The 15,713-nt window shown below is 38.3% G+C and carries 8 protein-coding genes and 1 pseudogene; 5 read left to right on the top strand and 4 right to left on the bottom strand.

Features of this window, described 5'->3' with window-relative positions:
- Window positions 1-58: 58 nt before the first annotated feature.
- Window positions 59-223, top strand: a pseudogene (locus MW688_RS13210) (histidine kinase dimerization/phospho-acceptor domain-containing protein); the annotation flags it as partial.
- Between the two features lie 81 nt (window positions 224-304).
- Window positions 305-448, top strand: a complete 144-nt coding sequence (locus MW688_RS13205) for a hypothetical protein (protein WP_486736475.1) — start codon at window positions 305-307, stop codon at window positions 446-448.
- Window positions 449-520: 72 nt separating this feature from the next.
- On the opposite strand, the gene MW688_RS13200 is transcribed toward MW688_RS13205, so the two are convergent.
- The 3 genes from MW688_RS13200 to MW688_RS13190 all read right to left on the bottom strand — a co-directional run bounded on the left by MW688_RS13200 (window position 521) and on the right by MW688_RS13190 (window position 6,236).
- Window positions 521-850, bottom strand: a complete 330-nt coding sequence (locus MW688_RS13200) for a hypothetical protein (protein WP_486736474.1) — start codon at window positions 848-850, stop codon at window positions 521-523.
- 84 nt (window positions 851-934) lie between these two features.
- The gene (locus MW688_RS13195; protein ID WP_486736473.1) at window positions 935-3,265 is read right to left on the bottom strand and encodes a chemotaxis protein CheA; all 2,331 of its coding nucleotides are present in this window, start codon (window positions 3,263-3,265) and stop codon (window positions 935-937) included.
- A 16-nt stretch (window positions 3,266-3,281) separates the two neighbouring features.
- Window positions 3,282-6,236: a methyl-accepting chemotaxis protein gene (locus tag MW688_RS13190; protein WP_486736472.1), complete on the bottom strand. Its 2,955-nt coding sequence runs from the start codon at window positions 6,234-6,236 to the stop codon at window positions 3,282-3,284.
- 368 nt (window positions 6,237-6,604) lie between these two features.
- Between MW688_RS13190 and MW688_RS13185 the strand changes: the two genes are divergently transcribed.
- The 3 genes from MW688_RS13185 to MW688_RS13175 all read left to right on the top strand — a co-directional run bounded on the left by MW688_RS13185 (window position 6,605) and on the right by MW688_RS13175 (window position 15,483).
- Window positions 6,605-11,017, top strand: coding sequence for an ELWxxDGT repeat protein (locus MW688_RS13185; RefSeq protein WP_486736471.1), 4,413 nt, complete (start codon window positions 6,605-6,607; stop codon window positions 11,015-11,017).
- A 276-nt stretch (window positions 11,018-11,293) separates the two neighbouring features.
- The gene (locus MW688_RS13180) at window positions 11,294-13,894 is read left to right on the top strand and encodes a beta strand repeat-containing protein (protein ID WP_486736470.1); all 2,601 of its coding nucleotides are present in this window, start codon (window positions 11,294-11,296) and stop codon (window positions 13,892-13,894) included.
- A gap of 143 nt (window positions 13,895-14,037) precedes the next feature.
- Window positions 14,038-15,483 carry an MBL fold metallo-hydrolase gene (locus MW688_RS13175; RefSeq protein ID WP_486736469.1) on the top strand — a complete coding sequence of 482 codons (1,446 nt, stop codon included), beginning with the start codon at window positions 14,038-14,040 and terminating at the stop codon, window positions 15,481-15,483.
- 38 nt (window positions 15,484-15,521) lie between these two features.
- Here the strand turns inward: MW688_RS13175 and MW688_RS13170 are convergent.
- Window positions 15,522-15,713: hypothetical protein (locus MW688_RS13170; RefSeq protein WP_486736468.1), on the bottom strand; the 192-nt coding region annotated here is incomplete at its 5' end.

The following is a 15,713-nucleotide window of genomic DNA, read 5'->3' as shown; positions in this document are numbered from 1 at the left end:
TGCTCCGGTGCTCCCTGCTTTCTCAAAATAAATATGTTTGATTCAAAACCTACGCAGTATTGAGACGGGGTTGGGGGGAATAGGGGGAATATGGTTAACGAGAGAGTCGATTAAACCTGTAGAAGAAAGTTATCAGCAACTTAAACAGTTTACCGCCGATGCTTCCCATGAATTACGAAGCCCTCTAACAGTTATTAGGACTTCAGTAGAATTGATGCAAACCCCTAGGAGACAAAGATTATAGAGAATTAACCATAAAGGACATTTTTCCTTAAAAATTAGTACATAAGTTCTGGTGGAAGATATGAGTAATATCCAGGGCTGTTTCATTCTCTCTGGTCAAAATCAGGCGATCGCTGACTATAGCAATTCTCATACTGGTGAGAAAGGTTATCCTTTTGAGGCAGGAGGCAGGAGGCAAGAGAGGCAAGAGAGGCAAGAGAGTTAGGTACAACCTCATGAGTCCGAAAAATGCTATAACTAATTAAACGGACTTGATATAAGTAATCGCTTCTTAACTCTAATTAAATTCACCACAAATAATTAAACTAATATAACCATTTTCTGGTGAACTAGTTTCCCAAATAAAACCATTATTACCATCTCTAGTCAATTGAGATACGTCATCAGGGTTATCAGGATGCCAGAGTTGAGTTTCATAGTTTGTGAGTACTTCTCCCTTTTGTTCACAATAGTAAGTTGCAACCTCTCTAGCAGTGCTATCATTACAATCTACCTCACCATTAGTATCTTTGATGCAATCACTGATTAATCTACCTTGATTTGAAGTGGGATTTAACTGTTTAAACCCTGCCCAAGTTGATGTTGAAAGGAAAAGAAAACTATTCATCAGTATGAGATATAATGGTATTTTTATATGGTTCTCGTTATTTTTGCCTGACATTGGGTTCAATTTTTTATTTTAATGTCTATTTTATGATAACTGACTAGTTTCTAACCAATTAATCAAAGCTATGGGATCTGCTATTGGGACTACTCGACTATCACCGAGTATAGTACATCCTGTTAGTCCTGGTGGCAGAGGCAAAACTAACTCAAAGCTACGAATAGTTACTTCTTGTTCACCCCAATAACTATCCATTTCTAAAGCAAAAAGAGAATGTCCCTGGCTAATAATCAGGGCGATTGGTTGATTAATAATAGGGTATTTATTTCTGGGTGATTTGGGGGGAATTCGGTTGAAATTTAACCATTTCTTGAGACTAAATAGAGGTATTACTTCTCCATCCCAATTTATTGATTTTTGTCCAGTTGTTTCGATAATTATTTGTGAAGAAATAACTATCATTTCTTTTACCAAGTTAATAGGTACAGCCATGAGCATTTTACCACTCTCTACTAACAAAACTTTGACTATTGAGAGGGTATAGGGCACCAATATTGTCAAAGTTGTGCCTTGATTCAATTCTGTAGAGATTTTAATATCACCTCTGACTTGCTGTAGTTGACGACGCACAATATCCATTCCTAAACCTCGACCAGATAATTCTGTTATTTTAGAGGCTGTAGTAAAACCTGGTTTAAAGATTAAATCTAGTAACTTATCTTCACTTAGATTTTCTTGTGGCACTTTTTCTCGAATTTTTTCTAAATTAATTCCCATTCCATCATCTTTAACAGTAATCATAATTAAATCGCCTCTTTGGGTAGCGACAATTTCAATAGTCCCTATTTCAGGTTTTCCTAAAGCTATACGCTCTTCTGGAGTTTCTATACCATGGTCAAAAGCATTACGCACTAGATGAACTAAAGAATCTTTGATGGTGTTGAGAATAGTTCTATCTATTAAGGTTGATTCTCCCTCTATAACTAAATTAACAGGTTTTTGATATTTGATGCTCATTTCCCTAATTGCTCTCGGAAATGATTTAACTACATCAGAAAAAGGACGCAATCTCAATTCTATGCAGTTTTTTTGTGCTGCGCTAGAAGTGCGAGATATTCCCTTGGCAGCTTTTTGAGTTAAATCAAGATTGATTTCTAACTCTCCAGTAACTTCTTGAATTTGCCCAATCACTTCCTTTAGGTTTTGAACTAGAGGAGGAATATCTGTATATTTATCTATCTCTAAAGCATCCCAATTATTAAGACCTAAATTGGGCTTAGAAGAATTAGTAGCCGAAACCATTTCTTGAGGGGAGTTATCATAGATACTTTGCACAGAGTGATAAGATGAATCTAAAACATTTACTCTTGTTTTGAGTAATTGTACTAAGCTAGATAGTTGTTGTAACTGTAGGTTTAATCCATTTCTCTCAATGGCTAATTCTCCAAGTAATTCTTCTATTTGAGCTAGTTTAGCTGCTGAAACTCGTAGTTGTTGATTTGAGATATTGTCTGACTCAGGTTGAGGGTTTTGAGTTATTAGATGAGGTTGATTATTTGAGACAATTTCTGTGATTTGGGAAATATTTTTGAGTTGATTTTCTGAGATAGTTTCAACTATCTCTAGAGAAACTGCTTCTGTGGCATCTGAATCTAGGTCAAGATTAGTTGGTAATTGAGAAAATTGTTTTTGGATGATTAAACTTTGGGATTCTCTCCATTTTTTGATAACTCTAGAGGCGATATCCCCTATATTTTCTGGTGGAGTTGCTGCAATTTTCTCTTGACTCAAGGCACATAGAGACTGAAATGCTGGCAATTCTAGCATTTCTCCCAGTCCGCCTAATTCTTCAGAGGCTAGTTTTAACTCAGATTTAATACAGGCTTTATCTTCCTCACTATCAATTAATGATTCTAGTCTGTGTAAACAGTTTTCCACTTCTGTTTCAAACACAATCACCTTCATATCCTCTTCAGACATCCCGGTGTTAGTTGATTTTGGGCTTGAAGAATGCACTCCTAGTTGTGATTTTGCTTGGTCTAGAAGAGGTTTTACTATTTCTTCTAACCATTGTAGATTGATGTTTTCTACTCCTTGGCGATATTCTTCTATACAATTTCCTAGACAGTCCAGTATCCCTAACAATAATTGTTCTGTTTCTACTTGTATATATTCATCTCCAGAATGTAGAGAATTAAAACAATCTTCGAGTTGATGAGCTAATTTACTAAGAGTTATGAAATTCATCATACCAGCTCCCCCTTTTATCGAGTGAAAGCTACGTCTAATACTCTCTAATTTATCTACACTGAGGGGGTGACTAGCAATACCGAGTAGTTGAGACTCAATATTCCTGAGATGGTCTTCTGCCTCGTCTAAAAATTGCAGCCGAATCTGTTGTTCTTGATATGAGTACATAATCTTACGTTGTTACTCACTGTTTATAGGTTTCTACTGAGTTTTGCATTTCCTTGGCTATAGCTACAGTTTCTTCTAGAGATTTAGAGATTGTCTGGGATTTTTTCGATGTTTCACTAGATATTTGTGCAATTTCTTGCATTAATTCTGTTAACATTTCAGAGGTTACCTTTTGAGATACAGTAGCTTGAGAAATAGTTGCCACTAGTTGGTCAATTTGTTCAGACTCAGCTACAATTTCTCTGAGATTTTCTTTTGCTTGGGTAACCAATTCTGTTCCTTCTACTACCTCTGCTGTACCTATTTCCATTGCCTCTACCACCTCAGTAGTTTCTAATTGGATTGTGGCTACTATCTGTTCAATCTCTTGAGTCGCTGTAGATGATTGTGTTGCTAATTGTCCTACCTGTTCTGCTACTACGGCAAAGCCTCTTCCTTCTGCTCCAGCTCTTGCTGCTTCAATACTAGCATTTACTGCTAATAGATTAGTTTTCAGAGCAATTTCATTAATCATAGCGATTACTTTAGAAATTTTCTGAGATGCTTCTCCTAAACGTTTAACTTTAATGGCTGTGGTTGATACTGTTTCCCGCAAACTAAGAATACTATCTACCGTTTGGTTCATCGTAGTTTCACCTTTTTTCGCCACTGTTGAGGCATTTTGAGCTACACCTGCTGCTGAGGTGGCGTTATTAGCTACTGCTTGGATAGATTCGGACATTTTTTGAACAGAGTTGAGCATACCTTGAATTTTCTCAGCCTGTTGACGAGATTCATCGGCTAACTGACTCATTCCTTTAGCTTCCCTTTCTAGAGAATCATTTACCCGGCTAGTAGTTTGTTTAACTTGAGTAACGATATTGCGTAAACTTCCCACAATGGTGTTAAAAAAGTCAGCCACAACTTTGATTTGTCCTTCACTAATCTCTGGGTGAACTGTTAAATCACCACTAGCAGCCCCTTCTAGGCTTTTGATTAATTTCAGTAAGTCTGCTTGTATGAGTTGATTTTGAGCTGCTGTGCGTTCTATTTCTGCTTGTTTTGTTTCTAATAAAGCTAAACCTCCCAATACTTCGGCAATCACTGCCGCTAATTTTTTTAGTTGCTTAATTTCTTCTGGTTGCCAGCTACGATAATAAGTACAGTTGTGGGCAACTAACAGGGCTAGTAATTCTTCCCCTTGGATAATGGGAATAACCATATTTGATTTTACTTCTAGACGTTTAAGCAATTCTAATTGTTCTAGAGAATAATCACTTTGGCTAATATTCCCATCAACAAGTATTTCTCCTTGTTTGTAGGCTTCTAATAATTCTTTGTCGATTAAATTTTCCATGTTAGTTTCATCTAAAGCCGAAGGAGTATTAAACTTCATTGATTCGGCAGCTACATAACCTCTGCCGTCGGGAAGAAAGCGATAAATTAACAATCTATCTACTTTGATTTTTTCTCTTTCTTCTGTTACTAGTGCTTGCAGGGGTACACTTAACTCTTCAGAATTTTTAGCCTGGGATATATCTTTGAGTAGTTGCTTTCTTTTGATTTCTGCTAGTTGTTCTTTTTCTGTTTTACTGATTGTGTCTGCTAACTGGTTAAAGGTTGTTGCTAGTTGTCCTATTTCGTCTTTACTGGTTACTGATGAACGTATTTGATGTTCTCCTTCGGCAAAGCGTTGGGTTGTTTTTTGTAGATTTTTGATGGGGTTACTTATTGCCTTTGTGAGTATATTTCCTAACCAGGCGCTGAGGAGAAGAGCAATTATTGCTGCGGCTATTAGTAGCAATATGCTATTAATGATTAACTCTCTAATCAGGTTTTGAGGTGCTCCTCTGATTAAAATAGCTATGGGTGGTTGATTTTCACTAACTGGCACTATGCCATCTGGTGTATGTATCCAGAGATTTGGTAGAGTTGTGGCTGTGACTGTATGGAAGTTTTCACCAATTTTTACCCTTGTTTTGGTAATCAATTCTCCGGGATTTTCTACTGCTTTTTTCAGTAATTCTTCTTCGCCGAAAGGAATATTGGTGAGTTTTCCTGGAGATTCGTTGTTTGTTTTTACTGAAGTTGCCAGGTTAAAACTACCATCTGGTTGGCGGTAATATACTGCACTGTATCCATCCTCAAAAGTATTTATTGTGTCTGTGGCTATTGCATTTTTGCCATTGACTATATCTCCTGAGATTAATACTCCAATAGTTTCTTGAGTATTGGGGTTTTTTACTGGAGTTGCTGTGTATCTTATTAAGGCATTTTCTCCCTTAAATTCTTCAGGTAAGGGTGATGATTCTGCTTCTAATTCTTCTGCACTTACAATACCATTTGCTTTATACTGTTCTCCAGATTCTATTACTCTGGTTACTAGATTTTCTGGGTTAAATATTTCTCCTTGGCGATTACTATTAGCATTGACAATAATTCTTTGGTCTGTTCCTACTAAAGTAGCGTACTCAATTACATGTGCTTGAATTTCACTTTGGAGAATTTGCTTAACTTGCTGGTTTAATTCTGGTGGTATTGGTTTTCCTGCTACATTTAGTTGTGCTGCTTCAATAATTGCTGTGTTATCTGACTGCCCCCTAAATCCAAACCCCATTTGGTTAATTTTGATTAAATAGTTGATTTCTGTAACTGCTACTTCGGCTCTAGATTGTTTCTCTACTTGTCTTTTTACTGTGTTCAAAATTAATAATGCCCCTACCCCTGTAATTGCTAGTACAGAAATTATTTCTGATAGGTATAATGAGATACGGTGTTTACGACTAATGGGTAAGTTAGAAAACCATCTTCCTAGAAACCAAGTTTTGTTTTGTTTTATTTTCTGCTTTTGATGTTTTTGATTTTTTTTAGTGTAAACTTTTACATTATTACCATTTAACTCTGATACAGTTGACGAATTCATCTGATGATTAATTTCGTCAATCATTATTTTACTGTTGTTTGAATCTTCTTTGAGGAATTGCTTAGTCATCGTCTCAAATTAATACCTATTATTCTGCTTGCCGCGCTCTTCTTAATTATCCGAAATTATAACTCAAATCAATTTTAACAGTAATAAGGGTTTCGACCGACTTGAAAGACGCACTCATGCAATAAGTAAGATGTAAGAGACCTGTTGAGCTTTTGAGCTTGATTTTGCTGACCTAAACATTTTTACACGTAATAACGATCTCAATATTGCACAGAATAATCAGATTTTTGCCGTCCTGAGAAATATAGTAGAAAAAGATAGGCTTAGAACATTCATTAATTATTATAAAGCTATTAACTTGACAATTGTATGTAGTTAAGAATCAGATAAAATAATCAACAAGTATACAACAGAAAAATGGAGACATAATGCCGACCTTTACAGTAGAAAATCTTGCAGATGCAGGGAGTAATAGTTTACGGGAATTAATTGCTCAAGCTAATGCAGCAACAGGACCAGATGTAATTAATTTTGATTCATCTTTAAACAATGGCACAATTTCTCTAGTGAGTGGGACATTAGCAGTAACTGATGAGTTAACGATAGACGCCTCAAGTTTAACAGATGGGGTAACAATTCAAGGCAATAATACCTTTGAGCTATTTAGTGTAACAAATGCTGATTTCACCATAGATAACTTGACTCTTACCAGAGGAAGTACAACTCTTAATGGTGGTGCGATTAGATCTAGTAGGAATGTGTTTGTTAATAACTCCACTATATCTGGTAACTTCGCACGAAACAATGGCGGAGGCATTTATTCATCAGGTGCTGTAGATGTATCTAATTCTACTATATCCGGTAACTCGGCACTTTACTTTGGCGGAGGCATTCGTTCATTAGGTCCTGTAAATATCTCTAATTCTACTATATCCGGTAATTCGGCACTTTACTTTGGCGGAGGAATTTATTCATCAGGTGCTGTAGATGTATCTAATTCTACTATATCTGGTAACTCTGGATATTACTTTGGCGGAGGCATTCGTTCATCAGGTATTGTAAATGTATCTAATTCTACTATATCCGGTAACTCAGCACTTTACTCTGGCGGAGGCATTCGTTCATCACGTGCTGTAAATGTATTTAATTCTACTATATCCGGTAACTCGGTAGGTTTCTATGGCGGAGGCATTTATTCATCAGATGATGTAAATGTATCTAACTCCACTATATCCGGTAACTTTGCAGGTATATCTGAAGGAGGAATTTCTGCAAGAGGTAACATAAATGCAACTAATTCTAGTATAGTCGGTAACCTTGGCGGAGGAATTTATTCAAGATTTGGATCAAATAATTTAAACAATAGCATCATCGCTGGTAACATAGATAATAATGACCCCAGCAATATAAGGGGTACCATTGGTGAAAATAACAATAACATCATCGCCGATTCTGCCAGTGGTATTATTAGAACAACCTTGGCTGATAACGGAGGAGATACTCAAACCCTAGCTTTAGCGTCCGGTAGCCCAGCCATTGATGCAGGGGACGATAGCTTGGCCCTAGATTTAAATGGTAATCTCTTAACTGGGGACCAAAGAGGGTTAGAGCGCTTTATAGGAACTGTAGATATTGGTGCTTTTGAACTTCAACAAGTTCTTGTTGGTAGTACTTTTTTTGATGCAGCTAGTTACACAGTCAACGAAGATGGCACAGCAACTACCCCAATTACCTTAATCAGAACAGGAGGAAGCGATGGTGCTTTTGAAGTGACAGTAACTCCTACTGATGGCACAGCAACAGCCCCAAGTGACTACGATAACACTCCAATACTAGTAAGCTTTGCTGATGGTGAAACAAGCCAAACTGTAACTATTCCTATCGTTGATGATAGCGATGTCGAAGCAGATGAAACTATCAATCTAGCTCTTTCTAATCCAACTAATGGTGATAGTTTGGGAATTCAAGATAGTGCTATCCTTACCATTGTAGATAATGAGCCCACCGTTATTGAATTAGTTCGGGATATTAGACCTGGTAGCAATAGCTCATTTCCTAGTGGGTTTACAGAATTGAATGGAAAATTGTATTTTGGTGCCAATGATAATGCCAGTGGCCGTGAACTATGGGTAACTGATGGAACTGCCGGAGGGACTCAGCTACTACAAGACATTAGACCAGGTAGCAGTAGCTCATTTCCTAGTGGGTTTAGAGAATTTAACAGAAAATTGTATTTTACGGCCAATAATGGTACCAATGGCGATGAACTATGGGTAACTGATGGAACTGCCGGAGGGACTCAGCTACTACAAGACATTAGACCAGGTAGCAATAGCTCATTTCCTACTGATATTGAGTTTAGAGAATTTAACGGAAAATTGTACTTTAGCGCATTTGATGGTATCAATGGCAATGAAGTATGGGTAACTGATGGAACTGCCGGAGGGACTCAGCTAGTAAAAGACATATTTCCTGGTAGCCGGAACTCATCTCCTAGTGGGTTTACAGAATTTAACGGAAAATTGTATTTTAGAGCCGATGATGGAACCAATGGCAATGAACTATGGGTAACTGATGGGACTCCTGGAGGGACTCAGCTAGTAAAAGACATATCTCCTGGTAGCAGAGGCTCATTTCCTAGTGGGTTTACAGAATTGAATGGAAAATTGTATTTTAGAGCCGATGATGGAACCAATGGCCGTGAACTATGGGTCACTGATGGGACTCCCGGAGGGACTCAGCTACTACAAGACATATTTCCTGGTAGCAGAGGCTCATCTCCTAGTGGGTTTACAGAATTGAATGGAAAATTGTATTTTAGTGCCGATGATAATACCAATGGCCGTGAACTATGGGTAACTGATGGGACTCCCGGAGGGACTCAGCTACTACAAGACATATCTCCTGGTAGCGGTAGGTCATTTCCTGAGGACTTTACAGAATTTAATGGAAAATTGTATTTTACGGCCGTAGATGGTAGCAATGGCCGTGAACTATGGGTAACTGATGGGACTCCCGGAGGGACTCAGCTAGTACAAGACATATTTCCTGGTAGCAGTAGCTCATCTCCTGAGGACTTTACAGAATTTAACGGAAAATTGTATTTTACGGCCGTAGATGCTAATAATGGCCGTGAACTATGGTTAACTGATGGGACTCCCGGAGGGACTCAGCTAGTACAAGACATATTTCCTGGTAGCAGTGGCTCATCTCCTAGTGGGTTTAGAGAATTGGACGGAAAATTGTATTTTACGGCCGAGGATGGAACCAATGGCAGTGAATTATTTGTTTTAAACTCAAACCAACCTGGCACTATTGACTTTGATGCAGCTAGTTACACAGTCAACGAAGATGGCACAGCAACTACCCCAATTACCTTAATCAGAACAGGAGGAAGCGATGGTGCTTTTGAAGTGACAGTAACTCCTACTGATGGCACAGCAACAGCCCCAAGTGACTACGATAACACTCCAATACTAGTAAGCTTTGCTGATGGTGAAACAAGCCAAACTGTAACTATTCCTATCGTTGATGATAGCGATGTCGAAGCAGATGAAACTATCAATCTAGCTCTTTCTAATCCAACTAATGGTGCTAGTTTGGGAAGTCAAGATAGTGCTATTTTTACCATTATAGACAACGATGTGGCTACTCCAGGCGTTATCGAAGGAACACCCAACAACGATACCCTAACAGGTACTAATGATGGTGAAATGATTAGAGGTTTTGAAGGGAATGACGTGATTAGAGGTGAAGGAGGAAATGATACCCTAGAAGGTGGACTAGGAAGCGATCGCCTTTCCGGTCAAGGTGGCGCTGATACCTTTGTGGTTTTATCTGGCGAAGGGAAAGATATTATCAATGACTTTGTTCGTGGTGAAGACCTGTTTAGCAGTAATCTTGATTTTGCGCAACTAAACACTTTTGTCCGTAATAACGATCTCAATATTGTCAACAGGAATACTAATGAGATTTTGGCGGTCCTGAGAAATACTAGTGAGTTTACTCAATCGGATTATATCCTAAGTAATTCTCAACCAGACATCGGTGAACCATCACTGATTGAAGGAACAGCCAACAATGATACCCTCACAGGTACTCGTAATGATGAGATTATTAGAGGTTTTGAAGGGAATGATGTCCTCAGAGGTGAAGGAGGAAATGATACCCTAGAAGGTGGACTAGGAAGCGATCGCCTAAACGGTGGGGATGGTGCTGATACCTTTGTGGTTTTATCTGGCGAAGGGAAAGATATTATCAATGACTTTGTTCGTGGTGAAGACCTGTTTAGCAGTAATCTTGATTTTGCGCAACTAAACACTTTTGTCCGTAATAACGATCTCAATATTGTCAACAGGAATACTAATGAGATTTTGGCGGTCCTGAGAAATACTAGTGAGTTTACTCAATCGGATTATATCCTAAGTAATTCTCAACCAGACATCGGTGAACCATCACTGATTGAAGGAACAGCCAACAATGATACCCTCACAGGTACTCGTAATGATGAGATTATTAGAGGTTTTGAAGGGAATGATGTCCTCAGAGGTGAAGGAGGAAATGATACCCTAGAAGGTGGACTAGGAAGCGATCGCCTCAATGGTCAAAGTGGTGCTGATACCTTTGTGGTTTTATCTGGGGAAGGTAAAGATATCATCAATGATTTTGTAAGAGGTGAAGACCTCTTTAGCAGTAATCTTGATTTTGCTGACCTCAACATTTTTATACGTAATAACGATCTCAATATTGCAGACAGCAATACTAATAACATTTTCGCCGTTCTGAGAAATACCACTGAGTTTACTCAATCCGATTATATTGTTGCAGGCAGTATAATATAGATACTGCTGCCTAAATTCAAAACTTTGACTTGGTTCGCGACTTGAAGTCGTGAACCAAGTTACTCTTTTGTTTTGATCTAAGTTGATAGGCAAAAACAGACATGGTATCTTCGCATTGGTCTAAAAGCGCTCACACTTGTTGAGACCAAAGCCAAAAATCTTAACCTCAAGTTAACCCGAAACACGAAAAAAGCTATATAATCTTATTAATTATGTATGTAAAAATACATAATCAATAAGTACACAAGAGAAAAATTAAATTGGGATTAAAGAATTATGGCGATCTTTACAGTAACAAATCTTGCAGAGGCAGGAAGTAATAGTTTACGGGATTTAATTGCTCAGGCTAATGCAACACCAGGACCAGATGTAATTAATTTTGATTCATCTTTAAACAACGGCACAATTTCTCTGGTGAGTAGGACATTAGTAGTAACTGATGATTTAAAGATAGACGCATCAAGTTTAACAGATGGGGTAACAATTCAAGGAAATAATAATTTTAGGTTACTTACTGTAACATTTGCTGATCTTACCATAGATAAATTGACTCTCACCGGAGGGAGTGCCTGGAATGGTGGTGCGATTGTATCTGATGGTAATGTGTTTGTTAATAACTCTACCATATCTGGTAACTCGGCACGAAATGATGGCGGCGGCATTTATTCTGTATATTCTACAAATATAACCAATTCAACTGTATCAGATAACTCGGCACGAAATGATGGCGGCGGCATTTTTACATACTACACTACAAATATAACCAATTCAACTGTATCAGGTAACTCGGCAACTTTCGGCGGAGGCATTGATTCGGGTAGTGCTACAATAACTAATTCAACTGTATCAGATAACTCGGCAGTTTTCGGCGGCGGCATTGATTCGGATAGTGCTACAATAATTGATTCAACTGTATCAGATAACTCGGCAGTTTTCGGCGGCGGCATTGATTCATTTAGTGCTACAATAACTAATTCAACTGTATCAGATAACTCGGCAGGTTACGGCGGCGGCGGCATTGATTCATTTAGTGCTACAATAACTAATTCAACTGTATCAGGTAACTCGGCAGGTTCCTACGGCGGCGGCATTTATTCGGGTAGTGCTACAATAACTAATTCAACTGTATCAGGTAACTCGGCAGGTTCCGACGGCGGCGGCATTTATTCAAGAGATAATACAGAGATAACCAATTCAACTATATCAGGTAACTCGGCAGGTTCCGACGGCGGCGGCATTTATTCAAGAGATAATACAGAGATAACCAATTCAACTATATCAGGTAACTCGGCAGGTTCCTACGGCGGCGGCATTTATTCGGGTAGTGCTACAATAACTAATTCAACTGTATCAGATAACTCGGCAGTTTACGTCGGCGGCGGCATTGATTCATTTAGTGCTACAATAATTGATTCAACTGTATCAGGTAACTCGGCAGCTTTCGGCGGCGGCATTGATTCATTTAATGCTACAATAACTAATTCAACTGTATCAGATAACTCGGCAGGTTTCGGCGGCGGCGGCATTAATTCATTTGACACTACAATAACTAATTCAACTGTATCAGGTAACTCGGCAGGTTTCGGCGGCGGAGGCATTTATTCATCATATAATGCTACAATAACTAATTCAACTGTATCAGGTAACTCGGCAGGTTCCGACGGCGGCGGCATTTATTCAAGATATAATACAGAGATAACCAATTCAACTATATCAGGTAACTCGGCAGTTTTCGGCGGCGGCATTTATTTCTCGGTCAACCTATATTACGTCGAAGACCCAAACAACAACATAAACAATAGCATCATCGCTGGTAATAGAGCTAGTTTCGACCGCAATATAAGCGGTCCCATTGATGAAAATAACAATAACATCATCGCTAATTCTGCTACTGGTATTATTGAACCAACCTTGGCTGATAACGGAGGAGATACTCAAACCCTAGCGTTAGTACCTGGTAGCCCAGCCATTGATGCAGGTAACAATAGTTTGGCCGTAGATATAAATGGTAATCCCTTAACAGGGGACCAAAGAGGGTTAGAGCGCTTTGTAAGAACTGTAGATATTGGTGCTTTTGAGCTTCAAGAACATTCTAATCCTGGCGTTATCGAAGGAACACCCAACAATGATACTATAACAGGTACTAATGGTGGTGAAATCATTAGAGGATTAGAAGGAAATGATGTAATCAGAGCTCAAGGAGGAGACGATACCCTAGAAGGTGGACCGGGAAGCGATCGCCTCACAGGTGGAGCTGGTGCTGATACCTTTGTGGTTTTATCTGGGGAAGGGAAAGATATCATCAATGATTTTGTAAGAGGTGAAGACCTCTTGAGCAGCGATCTTGATTTTGCTGAGCTGAGGACTTCTGTAAATAATGGCAACCTGAATATTATCAACAACAATACTAATGCTATTTTCGCTGTCCTAAGAAATACTACTGAGTTGACTCAATCCGATTATATCATCAATAACGGTCATAATGATCTTCCCATTATTGAAGGAACCGCAGCAAATGATACCCTAACAGGTACTAATGATAATGAAATCATTAGAGGTAAAGAAGGGAATGATGTCTTAAGAGGTGAAGCAGGAGACGATATCCTTGAAGGTGGTCCGGGAAGCGATCGCCTAAACGGTGGGGGTGGCGCTGATACCTTTGTGGTCTTATCTGGTGAAGGTAGAGATACCATCAATGACTTTGTTCGGGGTCAAGACCTCTTGAGCAGCGATCTTGATTTTGCTGAGCTCAGGACTTTTGTAAATAATGGCAACCTGAATATTGTCAACAACAATACTAATGCTATTTTCGCCGTTCTGAGAAATACCACTGAGTTTACTCAATCCGATTATATTGTTGCAGGCAGTATAATATAGATACTGCTGCCTAAATTCAAAACTTTGACTTGGTTCGCGACTTAAAGTCGTGAACCAAGTTGATAGGCAAAAAAGTTATGTTCTGTAGTTGATTTTTGCGCGAAAATTAGCTATCTTAGATATTTGTTTATTAAAAATAATATATGAAGTTAACTATACACGGCCATGCCTGTTTGGAGGTCCAAACAGAGAGAGAATCATTAGTATGTGACCCTTGGTTAGTAGGTAGTGCCTACTGGCGCTCTTGGTGGAATTATCCTCCTGTTAACTCTGAACTAGTTACTAATAATCTTAACCCAGATTATATATATTTAACTCATATTCACTGGGATCATTTTCATGGTCCAACTTTAAGAAAAATAGGACTAGATAAAACAATTATTATTCCCAAAGTACCTCAATTAAAATTATATCAAGATTTAAAACATATTGGGGCAAAAAATATAATTGAAATTGAACACGGGAAGAAACTAAAACTAGGAGAAAATTTATATCTAACTAGTTATCAATTTATGCCGATTCTTAGTGACTCAGTAGCAATTATTGAAGCGGAAGACCAAGTTATTTTTAATGGAAATGATGCTAAAATCATGGGGTTACCTCTTCAGCAGATATTAAACAACCATCCTGTTATCGATTTTGTTTTAAGAAGCCATAGTTCAGCGAATAGTAGATTATGTTATGAGGTAATTGACGAAGCGAATCAACACATAGATGATTTACAAAAGTATAGTGAAGAATTTGCTGTTTTTGCCCAAGCAGTTAAGGCTAAATATGCCATTCCCTTTGCTAGTAATCAGTGTTATTTACACCCAGAAACTATTAAATTCAATAAATATAATAATTACGCTCACAAAGTTAGTGAATATTTTCAAACCCATGGAATTAAACATCCAGAATGCGTGGTCATGGCGCCAGGAGATTCCTGGGATTCAGATAAAGGTTTTCAAATCGCTGATAATAGTGAGTGGTATGAAGAGCCTAGTAAAAAAATAGCAGAATACCAAGAGAAAAAACAAGCTAGTCTAGCTAAAACTATAGCTAGAGAGAAAACTGCTAAACTAAATTTAAAATTAGCTGAAAAGTACGCAAAATGGATAATCAGTGAAACTCCCTGGATGATTAGATTACTGTTTAAAAATCATCCCATTACTATTATTGGAGAAAGCGAAGTAGATAAAACTGGACTGTATTTAGATATTTATAGACAAAAGTATGCAGTAATTAAAGAATGGAATGAGGAAAATAACCCTATTCAAATATATGTAAATAGTGCCGTGTTAAATGATGTTTGGGCGAAAAGGCATTGGAATAGTTTAGGAGTGAGTAAGCGTTTAAAAATTAGAGTCAAACGCAAAGATGTTAAATACTATAGCTGGTTTAATGAATTAAATAATGCTCTAGAATTAGGGGCTATCCAAGCTAAGTATATCTTTACTCCTAGATATTTATTCACATGGGTAAGAAGATGGCGCGAGGTGGTTTTATATTTACAAATTATTCTTAATCGAGTTGGAGGTAAGAAGTTTGTTTATCAAAATTATCTCAATACAGTTAAACCTCAATTGAGGGCAATAGCTGAACAATAATTGATAGCATCAATTAATATTTTACCTTACTCATTACTTCAAAACTCATTACTCATCCCCCACCAGTAACTTTGGGTAAAGATGCGAGGGGCTGAGTTGGTGTGGGCGCAAGCCGAAGATGGGGGCGCAAGCCGAAGATGGGGGCGCAAGCCGAAGATGGGGGCTGAGTTGGTGTGGGCGCAAGCCGAAGATGGGGGCGCAAGCCGAAGATGGGGGCGCAAGCCGAAGAT

Source organism: Johannesbaptistia floridana (assembly GCF_057440575.1).
This window is presented reverse-complemented; position numbering and strand designations above follow the sequence as displayed.